Genomic DNA, 641 nt, shown 5'->3' with positions numbered 1-641 from the left:
TCGCAGTATTACTCAGTATGGAGGAAAAGTGCTGCGCTAAACCCCACTTTCATGCTGGGGATGCGGCGGAAAAGCCATGATTGTTTTAAGGGCTGCGTGGCGATACTGAACTGGGGTTAAGTACCCTAATGTTCCATGAATTCGATGCTTGTTAAACCAGTTGACGTAATCGTACAACTCCAGTTCAAGGTGACGAAGGCTCTGGAAGTTCATCTGGTTGACGAATTCGGTTTTGATAATCTTAAAGGTCGCTTCTGCCACGGCATTGTCATACGGACAACCTTTTCATACTGAGTGATCGGCCGATATTAAACGTCTTCAAGAGATCATCCATTTTCTGGTTTTTAAACTCGCTGCCCCGGTCGGTGTGAAACCACCGAATCTGATGCAAATCGCCTTTGACCGTCGCAAAAGCGCGAGAAATCAGGGCGACATCTTTATGGGAACCCACACTATGGCCGATGATCTCTCGATTAAACAGATCGACTAGCACACAAATGTAATGCCACCGGTTCTGAACTTTCACATAGGTCAGGTCGCTGACGAGGAATCGTTTTGCCTCCGTTTGGTCAAATTCTCGGTTCAAGGTGTTGGCTGTAGCCTCCTCATTGCATGTGGCTTTATGCGGCTTATACTGCGCC

1 pseudogene is annotated in these 641 nt (G+C 47.4%); it reads right to left on the bottom strand.

The window, feature by feature from the left end:
* Nucleotides 1-36 precede the first annotated feature (36 nt).
* A pseudogene (locus PPOP_RS24685) lies at nucleotides 37-641 on the bottom strand (IS3 family transposase); the annotation flags it as partial.

The sequence above is a fragment of the Paenibacillus popilliae ATCC 14706 genome, assembly GCF_000315235.1.
Classification (GTDB): Bacteria; Bacillota; Bacilli; order Paenibacillales; family Paenibacillaceae; genus Paenibacillus_B; species Paenibacillus_B popilliae.
The sequence above is the reverse complement of the archived record's forward strand: the minus strand, read 5'-3'. Positions and strand labels throughout refer to the sequence as shown.